We start from the raw sequence: 24,865 nt of genomic DNA on the forward strand, positions 1-24,865 counted from the left end.
CTTCTCACTGATTGGCCTGGGCCGCAGAGAATGGTCTGATGAATTTTTTCAGGCACAAGTTGAAAAGTCACTGAATGAATTCTCTAGACGCAAACCGGATCCAGAACGTGTGAAGTCATTCGTGCAGGCTTTTCGATACAATGTATTGAATATTAGCCATAAGGAAGATTATATACAGCTGTTAAAATTGGTTGAACAGAGAGAAGCAGAGCTGGGCATTCCGTCCAATCGCCTGTTCTATCTGTCTGTCGGCCCAGAATTCTTCGAACCGATCGCCGAAAATATCCAAAGCAGCGGACTTGGATCCACTGAAGGCTGGAAGAGACTCGTAATTGAGAAACCGTTCGGTCATGATCTGCAATCAGCCCGTGATCTTAATCGCAAACTGAGTGAGGCGTTCACGGAAGAAGAGATCTATCGGATTGACCATTACCTCGGCAAACCGATGGTACAGCGTTTGGAAACCTTGCATCAGAGCAATCCGATCATGAAAGCATTGTGGAACAACCGTTACATCTCCAACGTGCAAATCACGGCCAACGAGACTGTTGGCGTGGAGGAACGTGCTTCTTATTATGATCATGTAGGAGCCGTGCGGGATATGTTCCAGAATCACATGCTGCAATTGCTCATGATGATGGCCATCCAGCTTCCATACAACAGCACGACCGAAAAGGTTGGGCAGAAGAAAAAGCATATTATGGAATCGATCGAGCCGCTGCAGAAACAAAATGTGGGTGCAAGCGTGATTCGTGGACAATATGCTGAAGGATCCATCCAAGGCAAAGCGGTAAGCGCGTATGCTGCCGAGCCGGGCGTTGCCGAAAATACAATGAACGATACCTTTATTGCTGCGAAATTGCAGATTGATGATTTCTTCTGGCGCGGGGTTCCATTCTACATCCGCACAGGTAAACGAATGAAGGAGAAATCAACACGTATCGTCATCGAATTCAAGGAACCGTCTGGTCAATCCAATGCAGCGAAGAGTAATGGCTCTGAGCCAAACCTGCTTGTCATTGAAATGAGTCCTGACCAAAGCATGACACTTCAGCTCAATGCGAGCGATCCTCAGAACAAAGGGGAATTCAAGCCGGTTCACATTGATTTGGCACCTGATCGGGAAGATCTGGCCGAAGCATATGAGAACCTGATTCGTGACGCCCTCCAAGGGGATCCAACGTTCTTCGCTCATTGGGATGAAGTTGAATTGTCCTGGGCTTGGGTTCAACCAATCTTGGAGGCATTTGAGGAAAATCTGCTGCCGCTTCATCTCTACCCTGCAGGTAGCTATGGTCCTGTGGAATCAGACGAGATGCTTGCTGCCGAAGGTCATCATTGGTGGTTCGATGAGCCGTCAGAACAATTCGCTGAAGATGCACTGGCTGCACCACTCGCTGTAAATTCAAACTTGTAATTCAAAAAACAAATTAACTGGAGGGTTTTAACATGAAATTTTTCATCGATACAGCAAACTTGGAAGACATCAAAAAAGCATACAAAATCGGCGTCCTGTCCGGTGTAACAACTAACCCATCATTGGTAGCCAAAGAAGGCATTAAATTTGAAGATCGCATTGAGGAAATCTTGCGTGAAGTACCTGAAGTTGAATCCGTATCTGCAGAAGTAACACCGGATGCCCTTACAGCTGAAGAAATGATCGCTCAAGCGAACGAACTGATCAAAATCAACAATAACGACAAAAACATTACAATTAAGCTGCCAATGACACTTGCAGGACTTGAAGCTTGCCGTTACCTCACCAAAAAAGGTGTAAAAACGAACGTAACGTTGATCTTCACTGTGAATCAGGCTCTCCTTGCAGCACGCGCAGGCGCTACTTATGTATCTCCATTCCTCGGACGTCTGGATGATATTTCGGAAGATGGTGTTCAATTGGTTGCCAAAGTAGCTGAATTGTTCCGTACACATAACCTGGATGCGCAAATTATCGCAGCTTCCGTAAGACATCCAGACCACGTTACACGTGTAGCTATGGCTGGAGCACATATTGCTACGGTTCCATTCTCTGTCATTGAACAAATTTCCAAACACCCACTGACGGATCAAGGCATGGATAAATTCGCAGCGGACTGGAAAAAAACAGTTCAATAAGGGTAACTTCTGATTAGCGAATTCAATCAGACTTAACGTTTCCTATAAAACAAAGAGCATGGGGAGGACATAATGAGTAAACAACAGATTGGTGTTATTGGACTTGCAGTAATGGGCAAAAACTTGGCCCTGAATATCGAAAGTAAGGGATTTTCCGTATCGGTGTTCAACCGTTCGCCGGAGAAAACGAATGATCTTCTGAAAGAAGCTGAGGGAAAAAACCTGACTGGTGCGTTCTCCATTGAAGAGTTCGTGGCATCCCTGGAATCCCCGCGCAAAATTCTGATCATGGTTCAAGCCGGTAAAGCGACTGACGCGACGATTGAACAATTGCTGCCTCATCTGGATGAGGGCGATATCATTATTGATGGAGGTAACGCCTACTTCCCTGACACGCAACGTCGCAGCAAAGAGCTGGAAGAGAAAGGATTCCGTTTCATTGGCGCTGGTGTATCCGGCGGCGAAGAAGGCGCACTGAAAGGCCCGGCAATCATGCCAGGTGGTCAAGAAAGTGCATACGAACTGGTTGAACCGATTCTGACAGCGATCTCTGCCAAAGTTGGCGATGATGCCTGCAGCACATACATCGGACCAGATGGTGCCGGACACTACGTCAAAATGGTGCACAACGGTATTGAATACGGAGATATGCAGTTGATTGGTGAAGCCTACCACCTGCTCAAATCCGTTCTGAATGTTTCCGTTGAGGAGCTGCACGAAATCTTCACAGAGTGGAACCAAGGCGAACTGGACAGCTATCTGATCGAGATTACGGCGGATATCTTCTCCAAATACGATCCGGAAACCGGCAAACCGATGGTTGACGTTATTCTGGATGCGGCCGGACAAAAAGGTACAGGCAAATGGACAAGCCAAAGCGCGCTGGATCTCGGCGTCCCGTTGTCCATGATTACAGAATCCGTATTCTCCCGTTTCCTGTCCGCGATGAAGGACGAGCGTGTAGCTGCGAGCAAAATCCTGAATGGACCGAAAGCCGAAGCGTTCTCTGGCGATAAAAAAGCGTTCATTGAAAGTGTACGCAAAGCATTGTTCGCAAGTAAAATCGTGTCCTATGCACAAGGCTTTGCCCAAATGCGTGCGGCTTCCGACGAGTATGGCTGGGATCTGAAATACGGTAACATCGCCATGATCTTCCGCGGCGGCTGCATTATCCGTTCACAGTTCCTGCAAAACATCAAAGAAGCTTATGACAAAGATGCAGAACTCAAAAACCTGCTTCTGGATCCATACTTCCAAAATATCGTTGAATCCTACCAGGATGCGTGGCGTGAAGTTGTAGCAGCTGCTGTAAAACAAGGTATTCCGGTACCTGGCTTCTCCAGCGCGCTTTCCTACTACGACAGCTACCGTACAGAGCGTTTGCCTGCAAACCTGCTGCAAGCGCAGCGTGACTACTTCGGTGCTCACACCTTCAAACGTGTGGACAAAGAAGGTTCATTCCACTTCCAATGGATGGATACATACGAGTAAGATCTGTTGATTCAATGTACTGAACAGAACAAGCAAGCATGCTTGCATCGTTTAGAAGTGTGATATTCTAGACGAATGCAGGCATGTTTTTTTATTTTAACTAGGTACCATACTACTCAATAGTATCGATTGCGAGTGGTTGGAATTTAAGCATTCCCAAATTGTAATAAAATGTACGTATCTATGCTGGTGAAGGTGATGCCTCGACCCTGCAAACTGCGTTATACTGGTTCAGACAGACTACTAGTTATCGTATGTTTGATGTAAATTCAGCAATCAACTTACTGACGTGGAGGTTAACCGGAGCATGTTCGTATTGGCAGGCATTTTGTTTTTGGTGGTATACGGTTTATTGGTGTTTTACATAGGTTGGAGCGGCTGGAGCTGGATGAAGCCTGTCGTGTCAGCCAGATTTCGATGGTTCTATATTGTGGCCCTTGTATTTCTTGCAGTTTCATTCATTCTGGCCCGGCTGTTTGGAAGTATATCCTTCTTAAGTGTAATTGGTTCTTACTGGCTTGCGATTTTTTCGTTGCTGCTGCTGATCTTGCCCGTTATTCATTTAACATTGTGGTTGCTCCGATTAACGCGGGTTCCCAGACATCACACGCAGAAGTGGGCCGGTGTAGTTACTTTGGTGTTACTTCTCTCTACGATGGCATACGGGATTTACAATGCGTATAGTCCGGTCGTGAGAGAGTACAGCATTCAGATTGATAAAAAGGTGGAAGGAATCGACAGTCTCAACATTGTTATGGCTGCCGACATGCATTTTGGACTTCTATCAGGACCGGCACATGCCAAGCGCATGGTGGAGGAAATTAACGCTTTGAAGCCTGATTTGGTCCTCTATCCCGGTGATATTATCGATGACAATCTGGACATGTACCTGGGTAGTGGCATCGCAGATATTATCAGTGGTATCCAGGCGCCTTACGGAGTCTACGCTTCATTGGGAAATCATGACAAGTTCGACGGTCCGATTGAAGATCTGATTGCTGCGCTGGAGAAGAGCAATATGCAGGTTCTCTACGATGATAAGATCATATTAGACGACAAAATCACCTTGATTGGACGGAAAGACAGAACGGAAGATGATCGTGCTCAAGTGGCAACGTTAATGCAGGATACCGACCTCAGCAAGCCGGTGCTGATGATGGATCATCAGCCGTATGATCTGGATATTGCGGAGCAGAATCATGTAGATCTGGTTGTGTCCGGTCACACCCACCGTGGCCAGATTGCACCAGCTCAATTCATCACGCAGGCGATCTACGAGAACGATTGGGGTTACTTGCAAAAAGGTGCGATGCATTCCATTGTGACCTCGGGTTATGGCTTCTGGGGACCGCCAATCCGCACAAGCAGTCGCTCTGAAATTGTTCAGATTCATGTGACATTCCAACAATAATAGTAAAAGGCCCTTCCTAGGAAGGGTCTTTTTTTATTGAAGTGTCTCTGCTTTGAGCAAACCAAAAACATCTAACCTGTGTTTATATAATTAGAGCTTATATATTTCGGAAACTAGGATATTAACATACATACTTCTAAGAAAGAGATGATCAATTGAACACAAAAAGACATTCCCGAATACGAAATCGATTAGTGCCCTTCATGGGTCTGATGTTGGTTATATTGGCTGGCTATCTCTACTGGATTAGAGACCAGTCCCAGATTTCTGAGGTTGCTTTTGAGACGATTGAACTTGGTCAGGCACCACCTGAGGTCATGGAGGTAATTGAAGACGAAGCGGGCAAAGCCAGAAAATTTGAAGTGTTAGCTGCGGAGCATGAGGGGTGGATTTACGTCTATTATGGCATTGATGAAATTGAATATTCTACTGTAGATGTGAAGTTAACGGAGTTAAAGGAACAATACCTCGCAGAAATAATTGTATTAAATGCAGTAAGCGAAGAATGGATTAACAGTTATAAGCTCGTGCGATTTCAACCGTTAAGTGACAAGCCTTTACTTTCTAAAGTAACAGATGATACCCGAATGAATTAGAATAACTAGTATTAATTAATAAGGTTTCACACCACTGTACGATGGCAATACTCTATAGAGGTAAACAGGTAAATAGCTGATAGAAAGTAAATTGCTAAGATTAAAGCCCTAATAAAAAGGATTTTTCTATGTAATTAGGCGATGTAAATAAGACAGTGGTAGCATTTTTGGTTGACACCGTTTTCAGGTTGTGATAAATTATACCCGAGGCTTGTTACCGGTAATGCGGGCAAAACCACTATGGAAATGATTTTATTATTTCTATTTTGGTTTTGCCCTTTTTTAATCCTCAAAAAAAACGGGTGGTCCAAAATGATTATTAAACAGATATTTAATAACAATATTGTCAGTACCGTGGATGACAAAAATCAGGAACTGCTGATCCTCGGCCGGGGTATCGGGTTTAAGTTCAAAGTCGGTGATGAGATTGATGAGGAACGGATAGAGAAAGTATTCCGACTTCAGGATGCATCGATCTATGAGAAATTCAAGTCCATCGTCACAGAAGTGCCGATTGAAATTCTGCAGGCAACGGATGATATCGTAACGCTGGCACGTACGCAACTGAATAAAACCATCAGTGACGGGATCTATGTCTCGTTGTCGGATCACATTCATTTTGCTGTCCAGCGAATGGAAAAGGGCATGATTACAAGGAATCCGCTTTCCTGGGAAGTGCAGCACTTTTACAAGGCGGAGTACGATGTCGCCCGAGAAGCGCTCACGCTGCTCAAGGAAAGACTGGATATTGATTTTCCCAAAGATGAGATTTGTAATATTGCACTGCATTTCATTAATGCGGAAGTCAATGATTCCATGAATGATGTGACTCATCTCATGCAGCTGCTTCAGGAAATCATGAACATTATCAAATATCACTTCAATGTCGAGTTGGATGAAGATAGCGTTAACTATTTCCGTTTCATCACACATTTGAAGTACTTCTGCCAGAGAGTCATCACGCATTCAACTCATGATGATGCAGAGGAGTATTTATACGAGGTGGTTCGGAAAAACTATCCAGAAACCTTCAAGTGTATCGGCAAGATCGAAACGTTTATCCATAAGAATTATCAATACGACATGACACACTCGGAACAGTTATATCTCACGCTCCATCTGGAGCGGTTAATGAAAACCAAGCGAGAAAATTAGATGTTAACTGAATATCCCATGGGCTTGTTACTGTTCAATCAGGCAATACCCGAATGAAATGACGCGCACATGACGTGTCGTATTCGTTCGGGTATTTTTTATTGGAAAATATGAGGAGGAAAACATCATGAACCATCAGGAAACGGCACAGGAAATTATCAAAGCCGTTGGGGGCACCAATAATATCAACTCGGTGTACCACTGTATTACCCGTCTTCGCTTTGAATTGAAAGACAATGACAAAGTGGATAACGGTACACTCAAGAAGCTGGACAAGGTCATGGGGACCAACATTTCCGGCGACCAGTTCCAGGTTATCATTGGTAATGATGTACCAAAAGTGTTTGATGCGATGGTCAAAGAGCATCCAGCACTGCAGCAGAGCACGGAAAAGAAAGAGACCAAGTCGGATAACAAAAAAAATGTAATTCTTAAAATATTTGAAACGATTGCAGGCGTATTTGCACCCATGCTGCCAGCGATCACCGCTGCAGGTATGCTCAAAGGTTTGCTTGCCCTGTTTGTATCTCTCGGCTGGATGTCGGCAGGTACGGACACCTATCGCATTCTCTCAGCCAGCGGTGATGGCGTCTTCCATTACCTGCCACTGCTGATTGCAGTCAGTGCTGCCCGCAAGTTCGGCAGTAATCCGTTTGTTGCGATTGCATTAGGTACGGCGTTGATGTATCCGGATATGAGCACACTGCTCTCCAGCGGCGAATCCGTTGCTTTTATCGGCATCCCGGTAACGGCAGTAAGCTATGCATCATCGGTTATCCCAATCTTGTTGGCCGTATGGCTCATGTCCTATGTTGAGAAGTGGGTTGACCGCGTAATTCCGGCCGCTTTGAAGCTGCTGCTTGTTCCTTTGATTACTTTGCTTGTTATGGTTCCGGTTACGCTGATCGCGATCGGTCCATTGGGTACATTCGTAGGTAATGGATTGTCCGGCGGTATTAACTGGCTGCTGAATGAAGGCGGATTGGTTGCAGGTATCGTACTTGGCGGTGCAATGGCGCTGATTATTATGACAGGAATGCACTATGCACTTGTTCCGATTATCCTGAGTAACATTGCTACACTGGGCTTTGATAAATTCTTGCCGCTGACGTATATCTCCAATATGGGTCAAGCCGGTGCAACTCTCGGCGTATTTTTCCGGGCAAAAGACAAAAAGCTCAAAACCGTTGCATTATCGACCAGCTTTACAGCCCTCATGGGTGTAACTGAACCGGCAATGTACGGGGTAAACATGAAATACAAAAAGCCATTTGCTGCAGCCATGATCGGTAGTGCTGTAGGTGGCGGATTCGCACTGGCCTTTGGAGCCAAAGCTTATGTACTTGCGGGTAACGGCGGACTTCCTGGACTGCCTTCCCTGATTGGACAAACGTTCTGGTATTCCCTGATTGGTATGATTCTTGCTTTCGTGGTAGGTGCGATTATGTCCACGGTATTTGGAATTAAGGAAGAAGAAGGAGACGCAGAAGCGCTCGCTCAATTCTCCCCTGGTGCTTCTTCTACGCCAGCAGCAGCGCCTTCCAATGAGGCAGCAGTGAACGTGGATGATATGGGTGCACCAACACCAACAAGTGATGCGACAGCTGTAGCCCCGATGACAGGAAAAGCAATTCCGCTGAAAGAAGTCAATGATCCAACGTTTGGCGATGAATTAATGGGTAAAGGTGTTGCGTTTGTTCCAAGCGTGGGCGAGCTCGTATCTCCAGTGACAGGAACGGTTATGAATGTGTTCAAAACAAAACATGCGATCGTTGTTCGCAGTGATAACGGCATGGAACTTCTGATCCATGTAGGGATCAATACGGTCAAACTGCGCGGACAATACTTCGAATCCCATGTTGCTGCCGGAACTCGCGTCCAGGCCGGGGACAAGCTGCTTTCCTTCGAACTTGATCAAATTGCTAAAGAATATGACATTACAACGGCCATGGTTGTTACGAACACGGCTGACTACAAAGACATTCAGCCAATGAACTTGGGTGAAATTGCGATGGGGCAAGAAGTATTGAAAGCCCAAATTTAATCTTAATCAACGAGAAGAGGAGAGATACGCATGATTAATCGACAAGGATTTCCGGAAGGCTTCCTGTGGGGCGGCGCCATTGCCGCCAATCAGGCTGAAGGTGGATTCGATGCAGGTGGCAAAGGCTGGTCCACGGCGGACATGGTTCCTTATTTTGAGAAAAAAGACTACACCAATCTAAGAGAGCTCATGCATGTGACGACTGCAACCGTTGAGAAAGCGATGTCCCACCATAGTGCGGAGGGTTATCCGAAACGCTACGGCATTGATTTTTATCACCGCTTCAAAGAGGATATTGCGCTATTCGCTGAGCTTGGCTTCAAGACATTTCGTCTATCAATCAACTGGCCGCGTATTTTCCCGAACGGTTATGATGCGGAACCTAATGAAGAAGGACTACGCTTCTATGACGAAGTATTCGATGAACTGCGCAAGCACAACATTGAACCACTCGTAACACTTTCTCATTATGAAATGCCAATGGCACTGGTACTGAAGTATAACGGCTGGGCTGGCCGGGAAGTCATTGGTCATTTTCTCAGATATGCCGAAACGGTAATGACCCGTTACAAGGACAAAGTGAAATACTGGCTCACGTTTAATGAAATCAACACAACCATCATCGAGCCGTTCACAGGTGGAGGCATTATCGAAGATCGTGTGGACAACGTGATGCAGGCTTCGTATCAAGCGCTTCATCACCAATTCGTGGCCAGCAGTCTGGTTACGGAAAAAGCTCGTCAGATTAATCCGGAGTTCCGGATTGGCTGCATGCTTGCTCGCATGATTCACTATCCGGCCACTTCGAAACCGGAAGATGTGTTACAGGCACAGATTGATAACCAACTGAATCTGCTGCATACCGATGTGCAGGTTCGCGGAAGTTACCCAACCTTCATGGCACGTTACTGGGCTGAGCATGGAATCTCCATTGTCATGGAACCAGGCGATGAAGAGCTGTTGAAAAAGCACACAGTCGATTTCATCTCATTCAGTTATTACACTTCTCTTGTATCTGCCGTAAATCCTGAGGAATATGGAGTGACCGGTGGCAATCTGTACAGCACGATCAAGAACCCAAATCTGGAACGTACAGAATGGGGCTGGCAGCTTGACCCAATCGGTCTTCGCGTAGTGCTCAAGGAGCTGTATGACCGCTATCAATTACCGTTATTCGTTGTGGAGAACGGATTAGGTGCCAAGGATACGGTTGAGGCTGACGGTTCCATTAACGATGATTACCGGATTGACTACCTGAGAAAACATATTACGCAAATGAAGGAAGCCGTTATGGATGGTGTGGACCTCATGGGTTACACAAACTGGGGAGCGATCGACATCATCAGTGCATCCACCTCCGAGATGTCCAAGCGTTATGGCGTAATCTACGTCGATCAAGACGATAACGGACAAGGTACATTGAACCGTTATAAGAAAAAAAGCTTTGGCTGGTATCAAAAAGTCATTGCTTCCAACGGAGAAGATTTGGCTTAATTCATAATGGCAGCCCCAGGCGCAGCGGATGAGCGGCGCAGGGGGCGCTTTTTTTTACCCATAGAGGAGATGGTAAAAAGAATAGCTTCATGACACCCGGGGTGATATACTGTGTTCGTACGGGGGAGTGATAACATGAAGAAACCAATTATTGCTGTAGACATGGATGATACGATCTGTCATCTGGTCCGGCGAGCCATTTACCACAACAACATCAACTTCCCGACCCATCCGCTGCGTTATGAGGATATGACTCATTGGGATACGTCTCACTTGCGTCATCCGGAGAGTACTCATGATGTTTTTTATGGTCGGCCGGGACTATTCGAGGAATTGGAGCTGTATGACGAGTACGTTGTGGATGAAATGCAGAAGCTGAATGAAGCTTATGATGTTATTATTGTAACGGCAGCAGACCCGAAGACCGTGGTGGAAAAGTGGAACTGGCTTCAGCGCCATATGCCCTTTATCACGCCGGAGCAGTTTATCACATGCAAACGGAAAAATTTGATTAACTTTGACTTGTTAATTGATGACGGAGCACATAATTTGATTCCTGCCTGGAAAGAGGGAAAAAAAGTCATTTGCATTCCGCATCCATGGAATGGGAGTGAACGGGAACAATATCCGTTTCCCTTGATGTCCAGTTGGAAAGGTGCCAAAGCGTACATAGATGATTTGTTTGAGACTGCAAGTGGCTAGTCAAAGTACCAAAAGGAAGGTCCATGACTTCAGGTTCTGGACTTTTTGCGGTATGTCAGCGGAGTTTCCCCTGTAATTCGTTTGAAAACGGCGTAGAATGTATCTACATCACGGTAGCCGACAAGCTCAGCGATGAGGCTAACTTTATGCTGTGAATTCTTCAGGAGTTCACGGCTTTTTTGTATGCGCAGGTGCTGGAGGTACGAGCTGAACGTCTGGCCCGTATAGCTCAAGAACATGCGGCCAATTTGCTTTTCGCTCCAACCTGATTGGTGAGATAGATCACTCATGCGAACGCGCATGCCAAGATGCTGATCCAGATATTGAAGGATGTATTCAAAATCGGAAGAGGGCCCTTGTTCACCGTGTCTTTTCTGATGCAGCTGTCTGTAGGTCGTTACGATAAGCTGGCAAACGAGTGTGAATAACATACTGGACGAACCGATTCCCGCAAGGGAGGTTTCGCGGTAGAGCTTCACCATCAACTCTTCAATCTGACGATTCTGATCACCAATGGATATATAAGAGATCTCATTGTTGGCCAAATCGATCAGGTGGCTTCGAATGTCCTCTTCCTGAATGGTGAGGGACAGTTTATGTATCAGCTCTGTATGGAACAGACAGTTATATATGATAAGCGGATGCTCTGAGACATTGGAGGATGATGGACGAAATACATGGGGAACACCGACCGGGATGACAAAGAGCATGCCTTTTTGAACCGGGACAATGTCCTGATCAATGTGATGGAAACCTGCGCCTTCCGCAACATAACTGTATTCCAAGAAATCATGGGCATGGAAAGGGAGGTTGAAGTCCTCGGTACATCTATTAACAAAGAGCTGCAGTTCGGAGTTGAAGAAGAGTTCACTTTTTAACAGGTGCACAGATGAGTTCATGTCTTCACCTCCTTAATGTCATGGCCGAATTACCGGGTTAAACAGTCCTTATTACCGGGTATTTCCTTGAGCGGGATCAGTATAATTATAGCGTAAGCCTGTGTTGGAAACCACGATGGAAAGGAATGTTGATCCTATGTTGACCATCAATCATCTTCGTTGCGAGTATAAAGTGAATCCGATTGGACTGGATGTGAAGTCGCCCAGATTAAGCTGGCAGTTGCAGTCGGACCAGCGAAACTGTGTTCAATCCGCCTATCAAATTCAATTGTCACTAACGGATGGCCATGAAGAGACCGTATGGGATTCCGGGAAAGTAATCTCCGACCGGTCCATTCATGTGGAACTGGCTGATTGGGAGCCACAGGCACGAACCCGGTATTATTATCGCATTCGTGTCTGGGACGCTGCTGAAGAGCAATCTGCCTGGTCAGCAGCAGCATTTTTCGAAATGGGACTGATGGACAGCAAGAATGCTTGGCAGGCTGATTGGATAACGTCAAATCCCGAAGATGAGCATGATACGGCCTGTCCTCGCCTACGTACGACTTTCGAACTGAAACAAGAGGTAACTCGTGCAAGAATATATGTAACAGCTCTAGGACTCTATGAACTGCACCTGAATAACAAGAGAGTGGGTCAGGATTATTTTACGCCTGGATGGACCAGTTATGGGAAGCGGTTGCAATACCAGATGTATGATGTCACTGATCTTCTTCAAGCAGGTGGGAATATTCTGGGTGCATACCTTGGTGACGGTTGGTATAAAGGTCATTTGGGATGGAATAAAGAAAAGAGGATATTCGGAGATCAAGCAGCTCTCCTGCTGGAACTCCATATTCACTACGCGGATGGAACGGTAAAAACCATTCTGTCTAATGGAGACTGGAAGACGGCGAGCAGTGCCATCCGTATGTCGGATATCTACATGGGGGAGACATATGATGCGCGCTTGGAGACAGATTGGACAGATAACACTTCAACCCGTTGGTCACCTGTAGAAGTACTGGAATATACCAAGGATATTATCGTTGCTCAGGAGAATGTACCTGTTACCCAGGTACAGGAGCTCGAACCTATCGCCTTGATCACAACCCCACAGGGAGACCTCGTGCTGGACATGGGGCAAAATATGGTGGGATGGGTGAAATTCAACATAGAGGGTAAACAAGGGCATACCGTTGAGTTAAGACATGCTGAAATTTTGGATCATGAGGGTAATTTTTATACCGAGAATCTGCGCGGAGCAGCGCAGTCCATTCGATATACCTTAAAAGGTGAGGGGGTTGAATCATATGAACCCCATTTCACATTTCAGGGATTCCGTTATGTTAAACTCATCGGCTTCGCGGAATCCATAAATCTAGATGACTTTAGGGGAGTGGTACTGCACTCCGATATGGAGCGAACAAGTGATTTCCAATGCTCCAGCCCGCTTGTAAATCAGCTTCATCACAACATACTATGGGGACAAAAGGGGAATTTTCTTGACGTACCGACAGACTGTCCTCAGCGGGATGAACGTCTTGGTTGGACCGGCGACGCCCAGATGTTTATTCGGACAGCTTCATATCTAATGAACACGGGCCCCTTCTTCACGAAATGGCTGCGGGATCTTCAGGCAGATCAGGGCGAGGACGGTGGTATTCCCTTTTTCGTTCCGGATCTAAGGAGTTCAACTTCCGAGGGCTGGGGAGATTCCAGTCATTCCTCTGCTGCTTGGGGCGATGCAGCGGTCATCTGTCCCTGGACCATTTACGAGATGTATGGGGATGTCAGACTGCTTGCCGAGCAATATGATAGCATGAAACGTTGGGTTCATTATATTTATGAGCAAGGTAACGATCCATACTTGTGGAACACGGGATTTCACTTTGGGGACTGGCTTGGACTTGATTCCAAGCCGGACAGCTACATTGGTGCCACGGACAAGGATTTTGTGGCAACTGCGTTTTATGCCTATTCGGTCTCACTTGTGAGAAAGGCGGCCGCAGTTCTTGGGAAGGGCGAAGATGAAGCATACTATGCAAAGTTGCATGAAAATATTGTAACGGCCTTCCGTGAGGAATTTGTTACGCCTGCGGGGAAATTGGCGGTTCCTACACAAACAGCCCATGTTCTTGCCCTGCATTTTGAATTACTGGATTCCAAGGCAAGACAGCGGGCTATCGACCAACTGGGAAAACTGGTTACAGATGCAGGGAATCATCTGACAACCGGCTTTGTTGGAACGCCATACCTGAATCCGGTACTCAGCGAAACGGGTCATCATGATCTGGCTTACACGCTGCTCTTTCAGGAAGACTATCCGTCCTGGCTGTATCAGGTAACGAAAGGGGCAACGACCGTCTGGGAACATTGGGACGGAATAAAAGAAGATGGAAGCCTATGGAGTGCAGATATGAATTCATTCAACCATTATGCGTACGGTGCCATTGGAGAGTGGCTATACCGTTATGTTGCAGGCATTCGTTCCGATGAGCAATCTCCGGGTTTCCATGTTGTGCATATTGAGCCTCAGCCTGGTCCGGGTCTGGATTGGGTGGAAGCAAGTCTTGATACGATGTATGGACGTGTGGGTTCAAACTGGTATCGCCGGGAACACAATGAGATGGAAGTGCACGTAACCATTCCCGCAAATGTAACTGGTACCGTTGTTTTGCCGGGTGCAAGCCTTCAGACAGTTATGGAGGGTGGTCTTCCTTTGCACAAGGTGCTTCATCTTCAGGATGTTCAAACGAGAGAATCTCATGTAAAGATTGATTTGGGATCGGGAAGTTACCAGTTCACATACAAGTGTGTAGAGGAATCGGAGCCCGTAATCATAAAGTAATATAGATAGAGGAATATGAGAATTGTGAAAAAAGGAGCTGCATGAACGCAGGTCCTTCTTCATTTTATATGATGATCTGGATTGATAATGTCGAATAATGTTGAATATGGGTGTGAAATGACGAAAATAATATGGATATCGATTGTATAACCCTCTCAGGCTGATTACAATGAAGTGTAGAATCTGGATTGCGGCCGGAAACTATCATCCCATATCAGTCATAAGTGAGGTTTTATCAATGAATCAACCGGTTAATCGGCCCCGGCGAATTGAATATCTGGATCTGTTTCGGGCTATTGCCATCATGGCGGTGGTTGGCATCCATGCAACATCCACAGCAGTTACACATTATCCCACTCATTCGCAGGGCCATGATTTTTATTTTTTCTGGAACAATATACTGCAATTTGCGGTGCCTGCGTTTCTGTTTTTGTCCTCCCTTGTCTTGTTCTACAATTATAGTGCAAGAGTGAAGGAAACAGGGTGGATGTTCGGATTTTATAAAAAGCGTCTGCTCTATGTGTTTGTGCCTTATGTGATGTGGTCATTCATTTATTTTGGGGTCAAACAGCTGCTGGCACGTCATGATCCAATGTCTCATTTTACGTTTTTTCTTAAACAATTGCTCACAGGAACAGCCCATACGCACTTATACTTTTTTCTTATTATTCTTCAGTTTTATGCGGTATTTCCGTTACTATTATCACTAACCCGGTTTCGTTTATTTAAGCGTTATCTGCCCTTATTCTTCATTGCAGCTCAGGCTGTCTTTTATGTGCTGCATCTTCAGTTTCACTTCGAACGAATGGGAAGTCTTCTGCCGAGTTACCTGATCGTTATTGGGTTTGGCGCATGGATTGGCCTGAACTTTAACGTTTCTCTGGGGAAACTGCGTTCATACCGCTATGTCTTAATTTTGGCCTTTTTAAGCGGAGCTTTTATTGTTATATATGGCAGTGTCTACATAAAAACATCCTTAACTGCAATCCCAATCATGCAGTATACGTTGCTGTTTTTGTTCCGGAATTTGTTTACACTTTCTGCATGTTTGTTATTGCTGATGGGATGTGAACGAATAGCGGCAAAAAAGCGGGATCAAGCACATTGGATTCATCGTCTCTTCGACTCACTGGGTACAGTGGCCTTCGGCGTATTCTTAATGCACCCATTAGTATTGTTATTCTGGAGACGGGAGTTCTCGGTGGAACTGGCCCGGCATTTTAGTCTTGGCATACTACTGTCATACGTCGTGGCCCTGCTGCTCTCATGGGTGATCGCGATTGGATTACGGCGAATGAAATGGGGCTGGGCGCTGATTGGGCGCTAAATTTTAATATTATATTTAAGAATATGAATTAGAGATTCTAAGGCTCCTGATGAAAAAGGGGGAACTTGAATCTCTTTTTTATTTGCTTTTAAAGAGGTATTATGGATGAATGTCCAGAAAATTCAAATCATTTATATCCAAATGAGGAGTGGTGGGATGAAGTTTGTCATCATTTTTGGTCCACAAGCAGTCGGGAAGATGACCGTCGGCCAGGAACTGGAGAAGATCACGGATCTGAAGTTGTTTCATAATCACATGACCATTGAACTGGTATCTCCTTATTTCAGTTATGGTACACCTCAAGGTAAACGACTGGTGAGTCTGTTTCGTCAGGAAATTTTTGAGGAAGTGGCGAAGAGCAATCTTCCCGGCTTGATCTTTACATACGTGTGGGCGTTTGATTCTAAAGAAGATGCAGAATATATACGTAAAATCAGTGAGCTGTTCACTGCTCATGGCGGACAGGTGTGTTATGTCGAATTGGAGGCGGATATGCCGGAGCGATTGAAGCGTAACCGGAGTCCTCACCGGCTGCTGCATAAGGCAACGAAGCGAAACGTAGAATGGTCCGAACAGGATTTGCTGGATAGCATGAACAAGCACCAACTGAATTCAGTCCCTGGAGAATTTACACATGAGCACTATATTCGAATCAATAACACACATACAAGTCCTGAAGAGGTGGCAGAAGCCATCAAGAAAAGATTTGATCTATAATCAGTTAATTACCCAGAAATTTAGAAGGATAGAAAGGACGTGGTCATGCTGACCAACAACATATTTAAAGACATCATAACATCGGAGGACGTTCTTCGAGAAATCTGCGGTACACCGGGAGAATTGGTGAAGAATAAATCAATTGCCTTTCTGGATGAGCATTGTCAGCAATTCATTGCCCGTTCTGGCCTGCTCTTTATGTCAACCAGTGATCCATCAGGCTCTTGTGATGTATCTCCCCGTGGTGACGGAGAAGGATTCGTACATGTCGTGGATCAGCATCATTTGGTCATTCCGGAACGGCCGGGCAACCGACGTTTTGACTCTCTGTTAAACATTTTGTCCAATCCGCACATTGGATTGATTTTTGTTATTCCTGGACTTGAAGAGACACTGCGTATCAATGGCAGAGCGATGATTATTCGGGATATGGACATGATGATGCAAATGCAGGCGCAGGGCAAAACGCCCAAACTAGGTATCGCTGTAACGGTTGAAGAGTGCTATATGCATTGTGGCAAAGCCTTTAAACGTTCGCACACATGGGAACCTGAGAACTGGCTCGCCAAGGAGGAATTACCCAAACCATCACGTATTATCGCTGCGCATGCTAGCAAATTAGGTGTTACGGAGGACGATGTCGTCCGTTCTATGCAAGAATCGTATGAGAAGCGATTGTATTAATATTTGCAAAGTCTAAGGAGTTGAATCATTTTGTTTGTATTCATCTTGATGATTGCAGGAGCCATTGTTAGTCTTATGTTTCCTTATGGCACTGTCATCGTCATTGGTGTTATTCTCGGTCTTGTGGTGGATAATTATCGGAATACCTTATATATTCGGGAAGATGTTCGTGCGATTAAAAATCATTTGGGGCTAATGAACAATAAGGAATCAACAGAGTACGAATTCAATAAAGAGATTAAGCAAGTGGATCAACTTAGTTCCGATGAGATGAGTGTGATTAACAAGAGGATTGAAGCTGAACTGGAGAAGGAAAATAGAAATAAGAAAAAATAGGCGTGCGCGTCCGTTTCGCCCTGCTATTTAATGCAAAGAGTAGATGAATCTCCTCGGGCGGGAAAATAATACATTTAACGTTCCCTAATTAACCATGAATTTCATGAAATATTGGCTGTAATAGACCGACAATTAGATGAGTTGTGATTTTCATTTTTGGAAGTCTTTTATCATTTTAAGAGGAATTAATGCAAATCCTTCAACCACATACGGGAGAGACTGAATAAAATAAAACAGATGGAACCAAATTAAATTTATTGTTGCACATTGTAGATAATTGTAATACCATGAACGCACATATCGTAGATATTGAAGTTGAAAAGGGCAGGACCTATGACCTCGTTGAAGGTATGGCTTGTCTTTTTCTGTATATTGGGGTGGATAAAGTGAAAATCGAGAAGGTGCTGAACAATAATGCTGTAGTTGCCATTCAGGATGGGCGCGAAGTCATCGTCATTGGCCGAGGAATAGCTTTTCAGAAGCGGGCAGGTGATCGGGTCTCCGAGGAGCATATTGACAAGATCTTTACTTTGCAGAACGAAGATATCCAGGAAAACTTCAAAACATTAATCGCCAGCATACCGCTGGAATACATGAAAGTTTCCGAAGAGATCATCGCGTATGCCAAACTGAAATTGGGCAAAAAATTGAATGACAGCATCTATCTCCATCTTACAGATCATATCCATTTCGCCATTGAGCGATATCGCAACAACCTGCCTATACGAAATGGATTACTGTGGGAAACGAAACAGCTGTACAAGGATGAGTACGAAGTGGGACTCGAGGCCCTCAATATGATCTGTGATCAATTTGGTGTCCTGTTACCAGAAGATGAAGCGGGATTTATGGCATTGCATTTCGTAAATGCAGCACTTAACGAAGAAATGCCGAATATTCGAAGCATGACGCAGGTGATGCAAGAGGTGCTGACGATCATCAAGTACCATTTCAAAATGGATTTTGACGAGAACTCGCTGAACTATTACCGATTTGTGACACATCTGAAATTTTTCGCCCAGCGTCTGGTCAAAGGGAAGCACTATAAAAATAACAATGATGATGAATTGTTTGAATTGATCCAGAAGAAATATCCCGAAGCGCACAAGTGCTCCGAAAAAATTAAAAAATTCATTGAAAATAACTACACGTATCAACTTACTAACGAGGAAATGATGTATCTGACGATTCACATTGAACGTGTGGTGCACGCCACTTCAGAGTAGTTCATTTGAACCGAAATATTCTCTTAAAAAACGCTTGCAAAAGATCAGAAGTTATACTATTATGAATCCATAAAGTAAGCGCATACAAAATCGGATTGTAACTGTTCAATCAGGCAATGCCGATCACTCCAGGTCAGTAAAGACTGGTTGCAACTTACTTTAAGATGAAGTTGTTGAAGTAACAACCGAATATCGCTGTGTACAGCCTTACAGGGTTGCAACCATTAAGGGCAAAACCTGAATTGCTGAATAACACGACTTGTTTCCGGATCATCCGGCTCGTTGTGTATGTTCAGTAGTTCAGGTTTTCTTTGTTTCACAAGCATGGGGAGTCTACTTAGAGAGGGAGAATAACTATGAATTACGATCAACTGGCCAAAGACATCTTATCCCGTGTAGGTGGTTCTGGAAACGTGAACAGCGTTTTCCATTGTGTAACCAGATTACGTTTTAAACTAAAAAATGAAAGCGTTGCTAAAACAGAGGAGATTAAAAATCTGCCTGGCGTTATTACGGTTATGCAGAGTGGTGGCCAATATCAGGTAGTCATCGGCAATGAAGTGCCGGATGTATATAAAGCGATTGTGAAGGTGGGCAACTTGCCGACAGAAGGTCAGGTTGAAGAGTCGAAGGAAGAATCGGGGAAAAAGGTAGGACTGTTCAGCCGATTTATCGATATGATCTCGGGAGTCTTCACTCCACTTCTCGGCTTGCTTGCTGCAACAGGGATGATCAAAGGGTTTACAGCCATGTTTCTATCCTTCGGCTGGTTGACGGACACATCCGGAACGTACCATTTGCTGAATGCAACGGGTGACTGTCTGTTCTACTTCTTCCCGGTATTCCTAGGTTATACGGCGATCAAGAAGTTTGGCGGCTCACCGTTCCTGGGTATGGCCATCGGGGCTACACTGGTTTATCCTACACTATCCGGTTTGACTGCGGGAGATCCATTGTACACGCTATTCGCAGGTACGTTGTTTGAATCACCGATTCATATTACATTCCTGGGTATTCCAGTGATTCTGATGAACTATTCATCTTCGGTTATACCAATTATTGTTGCTACATTCTTTGCCGTGAAAATCGAAAGATTCTTCAAAAATGTTATTCCTAAAGTGGTTAGCACATTCCTTGTTCCATTCTTTACGCTGCTTGTTATCGTTCCCGCAACGTTCCTTGTGATCGGTCCAGTATCCACTTGGGCTGGACAGTTAATCGGTGCAGGAGCAACCGGGATCTATGATCTGAGCCCACTTCTTACAGGACTTATCGTTGGCGGTCTGTGGCAGGTGTTTGTACTGTTCGGTCTTCACTGGGGTCTGGTTCCAGTCATGCTTCTGAACCTCAGTACGTCCGGAGCGGATCCGGTGGTTGCCATGTCGTTCGCTGCCTCCTTTGCCCAGATTGGTGCGGTACTTGCCGTAATGTTGAGAACTAAAAATGCCAAACTGAAATCTTTGAGTATTCCCGCCTTCATCTCAGGCATCTTCGGTGTTACCGAGCCGGCAATCTATGGTGTGACCCTTCCACTGAAAAAACCGTTTATCATGAGCTGTATTGCAGGTGGTATTGGCGGCGCCATATTGGGATTCTTCGGCTCGAAATTGTATATGTTTGGCGGACTTGGCGTATTCGGTTATCCGACCTTCATTAACCCGGCAACAGGTGTTGATTCAACATTCTACATGGCACTTATTGCAACAGCCGTTGCGTTCATACTTGGTTTCGTTCTCACGTATGTCGTTGGTTTCAAGGAAGCTGCTGCACCTGTAACAGCTCCTTCATCTGCACCAGCACCTGCACTCGATCCCAATCCGAACAGTAAATACGAAATCTTCAGCCCGATGGCTGGCGAAGTTATTCAATTGAAGGAAATTAACGACATTACGTTTGCTGGTGAGCATATGGGTAAAGGCATTGCGATTCGACCAACAAGTGGACGAGTGGTATCTCCAATCACAGGTGTTGTACAAACGGTTTACCGCACAAAGCATGCCATTGGACTTGTGACAGATGATGGTGTAGAGATGCTGATCCACATTGGACAAGATACGGTACAACTGAAAGGTCAACATTTCAACGCTCATGTGAAAGATGGTGACCGGGTCAACGTTGGAGATTTGATTATGGAGTTTGATCTGCAGGCCATTAAGGATGCCGGTTATGAGACGGTTACACCCATTATTATTACGAATACTTCAAATTACCTGGATGTTGTGGGCACAGAGAATGCATCGGTGAACGAAAAAGACAAATTGCTGACGGTGCTTGGTTAAATCAAGTTACGATGAAGAGGAGGAGTGCTTTATGTTTGACAAGCCAACTTCCTTCCCGGAGAATTTTCTCTGGGGAGGAGCAACAGCAGCGAATCAGCTGGAGGGTGCCTATCTGGAAGGGGGAAAAGGATTGACTACGGTCGATCTGATCCCTACCGGGTCCAGGCGTTTCCCCATTGCGATGGGTAACCTGGACTCGTTCGAACCCAAGGAAGGCGAGTTCTACCCTTCTCATGAAGCCATTGATTTCTATCATCGGTACAAGGAAGACATTGCTTTATTTGCCGAAATGGGGTTCAAATGTTTCAGACTTTCGATCGCCTGGTCCCGAATCTTCCCGAACGGGGATGACGCCGAGCCAAATGAGGCAGGCCTGCAATTCTATGATAATGTCTTCGATGAATTGTTGAAATACAATATCGAACCAGTCGTTACCATTTGTCATTTTGATGTACCTGTACATCTCGTGCAAACATATGGCGGCTGGAAGAACCGCAAGATGATTGGATTTTTTGAAACCTATGCGAAGACGTTATTCCATCGATATAAGGACAAAGTGAAATACTGGATGACGTTCAACGAAATCAACATGCTTCTGCATCTTCCGTATATTGGTGCAGGTATCGTCCTGCAAGAGGGGGAGGACAAGCAGCAGGTCCTGTATCAGGCGGCGCATCATGAACTGGTAGCCAGTTCACTTGCCGTCAAGGCGTGTCACGAGATGATTCCCGGTGCACAGATCGGATGTATGCTGGCTGCAGGTACGGTGTATCCCTACACTTCCAATCCAGAGGACGTATGGAAGGCAATGGAGCAGGATCGCGAGTCTTTTTTCTTCATTGATGTTCAGTCCAAAGGGGCATACCCGGGCTACACAAAGCGTTTCTTCAGAGAAAACGGAATTCATATTGAGATGCAGCCAGAAGATACCGAACTTCTTAAGCAGAATACGGTGGACTATATCGGCTTCAGCTATTATGCCAGCCGCTGTACAAGCACAGATCCGGAGATTTTGAAGGATTCAACGGAGGGCAATGTATTTGGTTCCGTGAAAAACCCGTATCTTGATGCATCGGAATGGGGATGGACCATTGATCCGAAAGGTCTGCGAATTACCTGCAATCAGCTGCACGACCGCTACGGCAAGCCATTATTCATAGTGGAAAATGGTCTTGGTGCTACGGATGTATTGCTGGACAATGATACAGTGGAGGATGATTACCGCATTGACTATCTGAACCGTCATTTTTCCGAGATGGCAGAAGCCATTCAGGACGGAGTCGAGATCATTGGATATACGAGCTGGGGCCCGATTGATTTGGTCAGTGCAGGTACAGGAGAAATGAAGAAACGTTATGGTTACATCTATGTAGATCGAAACAATGACGGTACGGGTTCGCTTAGAAGAGTGAAAAAGAAAAGCTTCCACTGGTACAAAGACATCATTGCTACTCATGGGGCACAATACTTCTAAGTGCTGTCCATTAAGTGAAATTTTAAAAAGGGAGGAGCAATCCTGTGTTACAGACGGATCTGCTCCTCTTTTCTTCAATTAAACAGAACGTTGGAAAATTTACTTTTAATATGGTCATCTAAGAGAAGAACCAATTATGGGACTTGCAGACTCCGATGAGCGTTTAGCCTGCCATACTGCCAATAGACACCGGACCCGGATACAGGATCAGAGGCAAAGCACAACGCATCGCGGATCTGGGCGTTGGTTTTGCCTTGGGCGGCAAGCAAGGCAGCCGCACCTGCAACCTGCGGTGCAGCCATCGATGTACCGCTCATATAAGCGTACGAGCTGCCGAGATATGTCGACAGTATGCTGTCACCCGGAGCAGCCATATCAACCCATGCACCATAGTTGGAGAAATTGGATTTCAGATCGGAAGGATTGGTGGAAGCGACGGCAATCACATTGGGGTAGGAAGCGGGCACGATTGGATAAGAAGTATTGTCATTGCCAGCAGCAGCAATAATGACTGCCCCGCGGTCCCAGGCATACTGTACCGCAGCTTGCAAGAAGGCATCACCTACAGGTCCTCCCAAGCTCAAATTAACCACTTGTATACCGTTATTGGCAGCATAGACCAGCCCGTTGCCGACATTGCCCATGGTTCCCATCCCGCTATCATCCAGCACACGAATGGGTACGATGGACGCCAGCGGAGCAACGCCAGCGATGCCAGCTCCATTATTCGTGACGGAAGCCGCAATTCCGGCCACATGTGTGCCGTGTCCATTCCCGTCCTCGGGAATGGTGTCATAGCTGACATAGTCATAACCTGGAAGGAGCTTGCTGGCAAGCTCGGGGTGATTTAGCTGTACTCCGGTATCAATAATGGCAATTTTGATGGAGCTGTTGCTCTGGCTAATATCCCAAGCCGCAGGTGCGTTAATCTTTTGCAGGTTATTCTGATAAGGGAAGTAGGGGTCATTCGGGGTATAGGATGCCTGAGCGAGGTAATTGGGTTCTACATGTTCAATGAGTTCATGATCCTTATAATACTTTAGCATGCGATGCATGATTCTGTTTGATTCTACCCGATACCAGCCGAGATCCTCATACGTTTCGGCAACTTTGCATCTTCCTTTTTTATGCAGAGTGTGCATTTGATCTGCCGTGGTGCCTTCCTTAAATTTGATCAAGAGCTGCTTGGGAGCATGTGGATGAAACTTTCGCGTTTCAAGGATGTCTTCTACGTAACGATATACAAATCCCAGCATGAGCAGAAATGCAGCAGAGATACCAAGCCATAGCCACATCGCTTTTCCCCCTTGTGAGTTTGATTTGATAACACGTCTTATCGTATGCAGAGTCTCTCAAATCGCGCGGGCTATCTATCATTTTGGATTGGAGTACAGCTAGATTGATAGAAGAAATTTAATTAGGTAAGATGATGGAAGAGAGCGAACTCACTAAGAATACGGGTTCGGGATAACTGCTATAAGCCAGGCTCTAATCTACAGGATAGGAATGAAAATATGGTGAAACAGCTTCAGACAGTACCCAAGGTAATGAAGGTTCAGCTCCATCAGATTGAGCAAGCTGTTGATTTTGCCATGCGTGTCCGCAGAGAAGTATTTCCAATGATGAATCATGAACACATACCTGCGGATCTGATGCAATTCAGGGAACATTATATGGAGACAGCAGGTGCTGTTTTTCTAGTAGCTGTAACGGAGGAAGCGGGCATTGTAGGCTCCATCGGCATTGTGCCATATGATGGACGGATTCAGGTGATCGAAGGTCGCTATCCGGAACATACTGCAGCTGAAATTGTAAAATGTTATGTCGATCCTGCCTATCGCAGATACGGTATTGGTTCACTTTTGGTGAAAGAGCTGGAGCGGGTGGTAAAAGAAATGCCATACACCACCTTATACCTACATACCCACCGTTTTTTGCCTGGGGCTGTGGGTTTCTGGCAGCGTCAAGGATTTACAATTGTGACCGAAGAGCATAATGAGTGGCAAATTGTGCATATGGAGAAGCCTGCTGAGAAGTGATATGTAATGTATACATGTTTTGCATGAATGAATGGTTGGTTAC

Annotated in this window: 20 protein-coding genes; 18 read left to right on the top strand and 2 right to left on the bottom strand. The window is 45.4% G+C overall.

The window, feature by feature from the left end; genetic code table 11:
- The 9 genes from zwf to AC3WQ3_RS25020 all read left to right on the top strand — a co-directional run.
- Nucleotides 1–1,417 (top strand): glucose-6-phosphate dehydrogenase (gene zwf, locus AC3WQ3_RS24980; protein WP_492474001.1); only part of this gene is annotated, 1,417 nt, incomplete at its 5' end.
- Between the two features lie 32 nt (nt 1,418–1,449).
- On the top strand, nt 1,450–2,115 hold the full coding sequence (fsa, locus tag AC3WQ3_RS24985; RefSeq protein ID WP_095357317.1) for a fructose-6-phosphate aldolase: 666 nt from the start codon (nt 1,450–1,452) through the stop codon (nt 2,113–2,115).
- Between the two features lie 72 nt (nt 2,116–2,187).
- Entirely contained in the window at nt 2,188–3,606 is a 1,419-nt protein-coding gene (gene gnd / locus AC3WQ3_RS24990; RefSeq protein ID WP_492474002.1) for an NADP-dependent phosphogluconate dehydrogenase, read from the top strand.
- 307 nt (nt 3,607–3,913) lie between these two features.
- Nucleotides 3,914–5,017, top strand: a complete 1,104-nt coding sequence (locus AC3WQ3_RS24995) for a metallophosphoesterase (RefSeq protein ID WP_492474003.1) — start codon at nt 3,914–3,916, stop codon at nt 5,015–5,017.
- 203 nt (nt 5,018–5,220) lie between these two features.
- Nucleotides 5,221–5,613, top strand: coding sequence for a hypothetical protein (locus AC3WQ3_RS25000; RefSeq protein WP_492474004.1), 393 nt, complete (start codon nt 5,221–5,223; stop codon nt 5,611–5,613).
- Nucleotides 5,614–5,925: 312 nt separating this feature from the next.
- Complete coding sequence (licT, locus tag AC3WQ3_RS25005) at nt 5,926–6,768, top strand: BglG family transcription antiterminator LicT (protein ID WP_127536652.1); 843 nt, start codon at nt 5,926–5,928, stop codon at nt 6,766–6,768.
- A 127-nt stretch (nt 6,769–6,895) separates the two neighbouring features.
- Complete coding sequence (locus AC3WQ3_RS25010; protein ID WP_492474005.1) at nt 6,896–8,812, top strand: beta-glucoside-specific PTS transporter subunit IIABC; 1,917 nt, start codon at nt 6,896–6,898, stop codon at nt 8,810–8,812.
- A 30-nt stretch (nt 8,813–8,842) separates the two neighbouring features.
- Nucleotides 8,843–10,306: a glycoside hydrolase family 1 protein gene (locus AC3WQ3_RS25015; protein ID WP_193722837.1), complete on the top strand. Its 1,464-nt coding sequence runs from the start codon at nt 8,843–8,845 to the stop codon at nt 10,304–10,306.
- Between the two features lie 135 nt (nt 10,307–10,441).
- Entirely contained in the window at nt 10,442–11,008 is a 567-nt protein-coding gene (locus AC3WQ3_RS25020; RefSeq protein ID WP_127536655.1) for a 5' nucleotidase, NT5C type, read from the top strand.
- A 29-nt stretch (nt 11,009–11,037) separates the two neighbouring features.
- On the opposite strand, the gene AC3WQ3_RS25025 is transcribed toward AC3WQ3_RS25020, so the two are convergent.
- Nucleotides 11,038–11,907, bottom strand: coding sequence for a helix-turn-helix transcriptional regulator (locus AC3WQ3_RS25025; protein ID WP_492474006.1), 870 nt, complete (start codon nt 11,905–11,907; stop codon nt 11,038–11,040).
- A 136-nt stretch (nt 11,908–12,043) separates the two neighbouring features.
- Here AC3WQ3_RS25025 and AC3WQ3_RS25030 point away from each other — a divergent pair, with 136 nt between their 5' ends.
- The 8 genes from AC3WQ3_RS25030 (at nt 12,044) to AC3WQ3_RS25065 (ending at nt 22,783) form a co-directional block, all read left to right on the top strand.
- Nucleotides 12,044–14,740, top strand: a complete 2,697-nt coding sequence (locus AC3WQ3_RS25030; RefSeq protein ID WP_492474007.1) for a family 78 glycoside hydrolase catalytic domain — start codon at nt 12,044–12,046, stop codon at nt 14,738–14,740.
- Between the two features lie 238 nt (nt 14,741–14,978).
- On the top strand, nt 14,979–16,067 hold the full coding sequence (locus AC3WQ3_RS25035; RefSeq protein ID WP_492474008.1) for an acyltransferase: 1,089 nt from the start codon (nt 14,979–14,981) through the stop codon (nt 16,065–16,067).
- 156 nt (nt 16,068–16,223) lie between these two features.
- A complete protein-coding gene (locus AC3WQ3_RS25040) occupies nt 16,224–16,784 on the top strand; it encodes a DEAD/DEAH box helicase family protein (RefSeq protein ID WP_336782029.1) in 561 nt (186 codons plus the stop codon).
- A 45-nt stretch (nt 16,785–16,829) separates the two neighbouring features.
- Nucleotides 16,830–17,468 (top strand): MSMEG_1061 family FMN-dependent PPOX-type flavoprotein, encoded by a 639-nt coding sequence (locus AC3WQ3_RS25045; protein ID WP_492474009.1) that lies wholly within the window; start codon nt 16,830–16,832, stop codon nt 17,466–17,468.
- Between the two features lie 30 nt (nt 17,469–17,498).
- Nucleotides 17,499–17,804, top strand: a complete 306-nt coding sequence (locus AC3WQ3_RS25050) for a hypothetical protein (RefSeq protein WP_336782027.1) — start codon at nt 17,499–17,501, stop codon at nt 17,802–17,804.
- A gap of 386 nt (nt 17,805–18,190) precedes the next feature.
- Nucleotides 18,191–19,030 carry a BglG family transcription antiterminator LicT gene (gene licT, locus AC3WQ3_RS25055; RefSeq protein WP_336782081.1) on the top strand — a complete coding sequence of 280 codons (840 nt, stop codon included), beginning with the start codon at nt 18,191–18,193 and terminating at the stop codon, nt 19,028–19,030.
- Nucleotides 19,031–19,386: 356 nt separating this feature from the next.
- Nucleotides 19,387–21,309 (top strand): beta-glucoside-specific PTS transporter subunit IIABC, encoded by a 1,923-nt coding sequence (locus AC3WQ3_RS25060; RefSeq protein WP_492474010.1) that lies wholly within the window; start codon nt 19,387–19,389, stop codon nt 21,307–21,309.
- 31 nt (nt 21,310–21,340) lie between these two features.
- Complete coding sequence (locus AC3WQ3_RS25065) at nt 21,341–22,783, top strand: 6-phospho-beta-glucosidase (protein WP_492474011.1); 1,443 nt, start codon at nt 21,341–21,343, stop codon at nt 22,781–22,783.
- Nucleotides 22,784–22,917: 134 nt separating this feature from the next.
- Here AC3WQ3_RS25065 and AC3WQ3_RS25070 read toward each other — a convergent pair whose 3' ends face one another.
- Complete coding sequence (locus tag AC3WQ3_RS25070; protein WP_492474012.1) at nt 22,918–24,078, bottom strand: S8 family peptidase; 1,161 nt, start codon at nt 24,076–24,078, stop codon at nt 22,918–22,920.
- Nucleotides 24,079–24,297: 219 nt separating this feature from the next.
- Here AC3WQ3_RS25070 and AC3WQ3_RS25075 point away from each other — a divergent pair, with 219 nt between their 5' ends.
- The gene (locus tag AC3WQ3_RS25075) at nt 24,298–24,822 is read left to right on the top strand and encodes a GNAT family N-acetyltransferase (RefSeq protein WP_336782023.1); all 525 of its coding nucleotides are present in this window, start codon (nt 24,298–24,300) and stop codon (nt 24,820–24,822) included.
- The last annotated feature ends 43 nt before the right edge of the window (nt 24,823–24,865 follow it).

The organism is Paenibacillus sp. FW104-T2 (genome assembly GCF_058789975.1).

What these genes read in the sequence shown, in the direction of transcription:
- AC3WQ3_RS25020 (WP_127536655.1), top strand. Translation starts at nt 10,442, where the DNA reads ATGAAGAAACCAATTATTGCTGTAGACATGGATGATACGATCTGTCAT.
- AC3WQ3_RS25065 (WP_492474011.1), top strand. Translation starts at nt 21,341, where the DNA reads ATGTTTGACAAGCCAACTTCCTTCCCGGAGAATTTTCTCTGGGGAGGA.
- AC3WQ3_RS25010 (WP_492474005.1), top strand. Translation starts at nt 6,896, where the DNA reads ATGAACCATCAGGAAACGGCACAGGAAATTATCAAAGCCGTTGGGGGC.
- licT (WP_127536652.1), top strand. Translation starts at nt 5,926, where the DNA reads ATGATTATTAAACAGATATTTAATAACAATATTGTCAGTACCGTGGAT.
- AC3WQ3_RS25060 (WP_492474010.1), top strand. Translation starts at nt 19,387, where the DNA reads ATGAATTACGATCAACTGGCCAAAGACATCTTATCCCGTGTAGGTGGT.
- AC3WQ3_RS25030 (WP_492474007.1), top strand. Translation starts at nt 12,044, where the DNA reads ATGTTGACCATCAATCATCTTCGTTGCGAGTATAAAGTGAATCCGATT.
- AC3WQ3_RS25075 (WP_336782023.1), top strand. Translation starts at nt 24,298, where the DNA reads ATGGTGAAACAGCTTCAGACAGTACCCAAGGTAATGAAGGTTCAGCTC.
- AC3WQ3_RS25015 (WP_193722837.1), top strand. Translation starts at nt 8,843, where the DNA reads ATGATTAATCGACAAGGATTTCCGGAAGGCTTCCTGTGGGGCGGCGCC.
- AC3WQ3_RS25070 (WP_492474012.1), bottom strand. Translation starts at nt 24,078, where the DNA reads ATGTGGCTATGGCTTGGTATCTCTGCTGCATTTCTGCTCATGCTGGGA.
- AC3WQ3_RS24995 (WP_492474003.1), top strand. Translation starts at nt 3,914, where the DNA reads ATGTTCGTATTGGCAGGCATTTTGTTTTTGGTGGTATACGGTTTATTG.
- gnd (WP_492474002.1), top strand. Translation starts at nt 2,188, where the DNA reads ATGAGTAAACAACAGATTGGTGTTATTGGACTTGCAGTAATGGGCAAA.
- AC3WQ3_RS25000 (WP_492474004.1), top strand. Translation starts at nt 5,221, where the DNA reads ATGGGTCTGATGTTGGTTATATTGGCTGGCTATCTCTACTGGATTAGA.
- AC3WQ3_RS25035 (WP_492474008.1), top strand. Translation starts at nt 14,979, where the DNA reads ATGAATCAACCGGTTAATCGGCCCCGGCGAATTGAATATCTGGATCTG.
- fsa (WP_095357317.1), top strand. Translation starts at nt 1,450, where the DNA reads ATGAAATTTTTCATCGATACAGCAAACTTGGAAGACATCAAAAAAGCA.
- AC3WQ3_RS25025 (WP_492474006.1), bottom strand. Translation starts at nt 11,907, where the DNA reads ATGAACTCATCTGTGCACCTGTTAAAAAGTGAACTCTTCTTCAACTCC.
- AC3WQ3_RS25040 (WP_336782029.1), top strand. Translation starts at nt 16,224, where the DNA reads ATGAAGTTTGTCATCATTTTTGGTCCACAAGCAGTCGGGAAGATGACC.
- AC3WQ3_RS25045 (WP_492474009.1), top strand. Translation starts at nt 16,830, where the DNA reads ATGCTGACCAACAACATATTTAAAGACATCATAACATCGGAGGACGTT.